This is a genomic window from Desulfofundulus sp. (assembly GCF_049701015.1).
Taxonomy (GTDB): Bacteria; Bacillota; Desulfotomaculia; order Desulfotomaculales; family Desulfovirgulaceae; genus Desulfofundulus.
This window is the reverse complement of the sequence record NZ_JBNATZ010000222.1, coordinates 1-4,153: the sequence shown is the minus strand read 5'-3', so window position 1 is coordinate 4,153 and position 4,153 is coordinate 1. Positions and strand designations below refer to the sequence as shown.

The following is a 4,153-nucleotide window of genomic DNA, read 5'->3' as shown; positions in this document are numbered from 1 at the left end:
TTTTTCACTATCCACATGGTACCAGAGGTCAAGCATCATCAAACCCAGGACCAGCAACATCACTTGCAGCAGGGGGAACAATATCTTGCCCTGCAGGCAGTTATAAAAGGGGAAACTGCTGCCGGGTCGGAATTGACGTTCATATTCAACCAAAGAGAAAACCCCCACAAACCGGCTTTTGTGAGCTTGTCATTAGCTTATTGATTATCCCGGATCTACGGCACCATCCCCGTATGTCAACAAAAAGATACGCCCTCTCCTGGAAGCAGTATAGCTTGAAGGAAATATTTGCGTCAATGTAATTTCTACCATCTGAGGAACTGAAATGTTTTCCCCGAAAAAGCAACCCGGACCACACTGCACATGGTAGTGTGGCCCGGGCCTGTCAAAATTCCTGTTACTTGATTTCCACAGTAGCACCCTGCTCTTCCAGCTTGGCCTTAATAGCCTCGGCCTCTTCCTTGCTGACTTTTTCCTTGATAGGCTTGGGAACGTTATCAACCACTTCCTTGGCTTCTTTCAAGCCAAGGCCAGTGATTTCGCGCACCACCTTGATCACGTTGATCTTCTTGTCGCCCACGGCAGTCAGAATAACGTCAAATTCAGTCTGTTCTTCTTCGGCAGCCGGTGCGGCTGCAGGACCGGCCGCTACGGGAGCGGCAGCCACGGCCACGGGAGCAGCGGCGCTCACACCAAACTCCTCTTCAAATTTTTTAACCAGTTCAGCCAGTTCCAATACAGTCAGGCCTTTTACGGCTTCCAGAATTTCGTTTACTTTGGACATCATTTTTACCTCCTCGAATCATCATGGGTTCAGGTTAAAGATTTTCAGGTAGATTTTCAGGTAGTCGCTTCTCCGGCCTTTTGTTTACGGATGGCTTCCAGCACATAAACCAGGTTGCGCAGGAGCCCCTGCAAGACGCCGGCAAAACCGTATAGAGGAGCCTGCATACCACCAGCGACCCTGGCCAGCAAGACTTCGCGGGAGGGTAGATCGGCCAGGCGGCGAACCCCTTCCACATCGATAACTTTGCCTTCCAGTATACCAGCTTTTATTTCCAGTTGTTTGAACTCACGGGCCAGCTCGGCCAGGACTCTGGCCGGGGCTACCGGATCCTCGTAACCAAAGGCAATAGCCGTAGGACCCTCCAGATAAGGATCCAGTCCCTCTATACCCACCTCGTTGGCCGCCAGGCGGGTGAGAGTGTTCTTGGCCACTTTCAACTCACTGCCCGACTCTCTGAGACGCCGGCGCACTTTGGTCATGGACGCAACATCCAGACCGCGAAAGTTGGTTAGAACGGCTGCTTTGCTGGTCCGAAACTTCTCAGTCAATTCCGCCAGCATGGCTTGTTTTTCTTCCCTGGTAGGCATTAACCGGTGCACCTCCTTTCCACGAACTAAAAACTAAAAGGCAGGCACCTGTAGCACAATAAGACACAGGGCCTGCCCTGTTATACCAACGGCAGGTAACTCAAACCCCGGCCTCGGTTGGCGGCAGATGCCATTAAGTACGGGACACCAACTGTCTACAGCTAGGTATGGTTATCAAGTTTTTTCCTGTCAGCAAGTAACCCGCCGGTTACCGTCTCAGGCAGTAACCTTCAGGTGGTTGACCTTCACGCCCGGTCCCATAGTGGAGGAAACAGTGATACCCTTGATATACTGCCCCTTGGCAGCAGCAGGTCGGACACGGATCAACTGTTCCACCAGGGTACGCAGGTTTTCGGCCAGCTTTTCCACGTCAAAGGACACCTTGCCTATAGGAGCGTGGATAATACCAGCTTTGTCCACCCGGTATTCGATTTTACCAGCTTTCACTTCTTTAACCGCCTGGGCAACATCAAAGGTAACCGTACCCGTCTTGGGGTTTGGCATCAGCCCCCGGGGCCCCAGAATCCGGCCCAGGCGGCCAACCAGGCTCATCATGTCGGGGGTAGCGATAGCCACGTCAAAACCCAGCCATCCCTCCTGCTGGATCCTCGCCACCATATCCTCAGCCCCGACAAAGTCAGCACCAGCTTCTTCAGCTTCCCTGGCCTTTTCTCCTTTGGCAAAGACCAGTACGGTTCTCGTCTTGCCGGTACCGTGGGGCAGTACCACCGCACCCCTCACCTGCTGGTCAGCATGACGGGGGTCTACACCCAGTTTGACTGCCACTTCCACCGTTTCGTCAAACCTGGCGGAAGCCATTTCTTTAACCAGGGCCAGGGCTTCGGCAGGATCGTAAAGTCTGGACCGATCCACCTTCCTGACTGCATCCAGGTACTTTTTGCCATGTCGCGGCATCTTACCTTCCTCCTTTGTGGTACAAGCGGATTTGTTCCTCCCACCGGCCGTATTCAGCCTTCCACCACTTCGATGCCCATGCTCCTGGCCGTCCCCTTAATCATACGGATGGCGGCCTCGATGTCATTTGCGTTGAGGTCCTGCATTTTCGTTTCGGCGATCTCCCGCACTTTGGACAGAGGAACCCTGGCCACTTTCTTCCTGTTCGGTTCTCCGGACGCAGTTTCAATACCGGCAGCTTTTTTCAACAGCACTGCCGCCGGTGGAGTCTTGCAAATAAAAGTGAAACTGCGATCTTCATAAACGGTGATTTCCACCGGGATGATCAGGCCGGCCTGGGCTGCAGTACGCTCATTGAATTCTTTAACAAAAGCCATAATATTCACCCCGTGTTGCCCAAGGGCGGGCCCCACCGGGGGTGCAGGAGTAGCTTTTCCAGCCGGACATTGCAGCTTGACCACTGCAGCAACTCTTTTTGCCATGTTACGAACACCTCCTCGCCGTCGCTATATCTTTTCCACCTGGGAAAAATCCAATTCTACCGGTGTTTCCCGGCCAAACATGGAAATCATTACTTTGAGTTTTCCCCTATCCGGATCTATTTCTTCCACAATACCTTCGAAATTCTCAAAGGGACCCGAAGTAACCCGCACATGATCGTTGACGCCCAGGTCGAGACGGGGACGCGGGGCATCGGAAATAGCTTTACCTATTATCTGCATGGCCTCTTCGTCGGTCAGGGGAATGGGCCTGGAACCGGAACCGACAAAACCGGTCACACCCGGGGTATTACGCACCACATACCAGGAGTCATCAGTCATGATCATCTCAACCAGCACATAACCGGGGTAAATCTTTTTCTTGACGATTTTTTTCTTGCCGTCTTTTATTTCCACCTCGTCCTCCATAGGAACGAGAATGCGGAAGATTTTTTCTCCCATGTTCATGGACTCGATCCGCTTTTCCAGGTTAGCCTTGACCTTGTTTTCATACCCGGAGTAGGTATGAACCACATACCAGTGTTTTTCACCCTTTTCACTCATAAATACAAGGGACCTCAAGATAACTCAAGGCCCCCCACCCCCCTGGCACTTTTATTTTACGATAAACTGGAGAATCCAGCTTAAAAGCGAATCGAAAATCCAGATAAGAATGCCAACGATGGTGACGGCCACCAGTACCACACCAGTGTAGGTCACAACTTCCCGCCGGTTAGGCCAGTGAACCTTTTTAAGTTCGGTGTATACCCCGCGAAAGTACCTGCCAGCTTGCTCCAGACGGTTCACTTTTTCCTTTTTGACAACGGGCTTTTTTTCGGTCTTTTTGTCCGCCCTGGCCCCATTCCGAACCGCCGCCGGGTTTCGTGAGCCGTCCCTTTTGATCAACTCTCTCAAAGATGCCATATCAGCCACATCCTTAAAACCTCATCGCAAGCCTGTTGCGGCGGGAATCATTTAACGGGTTTCCTTGTGGAGGGTATGGGTGTGACAGAACTTACAGTATTTTTTCAACTCAATGCGGTTGGGATCATTTTTCTTGTTCTTGGTCGTGGTATAATTCCTGCGTTTGCATTCCGTGCAGGCCAGAGTAACACTAACCCGCATCCCGGCCACCTCCTGAACCTAAAAAACACTTGTAAAATGTCCCCTGAAATTAGCCTTATCCACTGTAACATAATTCCCGTACAATGTCAATAGTAACCCGTTCTAAGTGCGATTAAGTGTATTAACAAGGAGTTTGATGTAATAATAAGCAATGAAGAAGGAATTGACAGGCAATTCCTTCTTCACCGGCTTATCCATGCGCTAATCCTGGCTACTCGATAATCTGGGTGACCACGCCGGCTCCGACGGTACGGCCACCT

The 4,153-nt window shown here is 51.5% G+C and carries 7 protein-coding genes; all 7 read right to left on the bottom strand.

All coding sequences use genetic code 11. From position 1 onward, the window contains the following. Positions 1-397: 397 nt before the first annotated feature. Positions 398-784, bottom strand: a complete 387-nt coding sequence (gene rplL / locus ACPLUI_RS11910) for a 50S ribosomal protein L7/L12 (RefSeq protein ID WP_072871216.1) — start codon at positions 782-784, stop codon at positions 398-400. Between the two features lie 56 nt (positions 785-840). After that, the gene (rplJ, locus tag ACPLUI_RS11905) at positions 841-1,374 is read right to left on the bottom strand and encodes a 50S ribosomal protein L10 (protein ID WP_424660479.1); all 534 of its coding nucleotides are present in this window, start codon (positions 1,372-1,374) and stop codon (positions 841-843) included. Between the two features lie 216 nt (positions 1,375-1,590). Then, the gene (gene rplA / locus ACPLUI_RS11900; RefSeq protein ID WP_424660478.1) at positions 1,591-2,289 is read right to left on the bottom strand and encodes a 50S ribosomal protein L1; all 699 of its coding nucleotides are present in this window, start codon (positions 2,287-2,289) and stop codon (positions 1,591-1,593) included. Between the two features lie 53 nt (positions 2,290-2,342). Beyond that, on the bottom strand, positions 2,343-2,771 hold the full coding sequence (rplK, locus tag ACPLUI_RS11895; RefSeq protein ID WP_424660477.1) for a 50S ribosomal protein L11: 429 nt from the start codon (positions 2,769-2,771) through the stop codon (positions 2,343-2,345). 24 nt (positions 2,772-2,795) lie between these two features. Beyond that, a complete protein-coding gene (nusG, locus tag ACPLUI_RS11890) occupies positions 2,796-3,332 on the bottom strand; it encodes a transcription termination/antitermination protein NusG (protein WP_424660476.1) in 537 nt (178 codons plus the stop codon). Between the two features lie 51 nt (positions 3,333-3,383). Beyond that, on the bottom strand, positions 3,384-3,692 hold the full coding sequence (gene secE, locus ACPLUI_RS11885; RefSeq protein ID WP_424660475.1) for a preprotein translocase subunit SecE: 309 nt from the start codon (positions 3,690-3,692) through the stop codon (positions 3,384-3,386). A 51-nt stretch (positions 3,693-3,743) separates the two neighbouring features. Further along, entirely contained in the window at positions 3,744-3,893 is a 150-nt protein-coding gene (rpmG, locus tag ACPLUI_RS11880; protein WP_027357627.1) for a 50S ribosomal protein L33, read from the bottom strand. Between the last annotated feature and the right edge of the window lie 260 nt (positions 3,894-4,153).

Excerpts from the sequence above, each read along its gene's own strand:
- rplL (WP_072871216.1), bottom strand. The coding sequence starts at position 784 with ATGTCCAAAGTAAACGAAATTCTGGAAGCCGTAAAAGGCCTGACTGTA.
- rplJ (WP_424660479.1), bottom strand. The coding sequence starts at position 1,374 with ATGCCTACCAGGGAAGAAAAACAAGCCATGCTGGCGGAATTGACTGAG.
- rplA (WP_424660478.1), bottom strand. The coding sequence starts at position 2,289 with ATGCCGCGACATGGCAAAAAGTACCTGGATGCAGTCAGGAAGGTGGAT.
- rplK (WP_424660477.1), bottom strand. The coding sequence starts at position 2,771 with ATGGCAAAAAGAGTTGCTGCAGTGGTCAAGCTGCAATGTCCGGCTGGA.
- nusG (WP_424660476.1), bottom strand. The coding sequence starts at position 3,332 with ATGAGTGAAAAGGGTGAAAAACACTGGTATGTGGTTCATACCTACTCC.
- secE (WP_424660475.1), bottom strand. The coding sequence starts at position 3,692 with ATGGCATCTTTGAGAGAGTTGATCAAAAGGGACGGCTCACGAAACCCG.
- rpmG (WP_027357627.1), bottom strand. The coding sequence starts at position 3,893 with ATGCGGGTTAGTGTTACTCTGGCCTGCACGGAATGCAAACGCAGGAAT.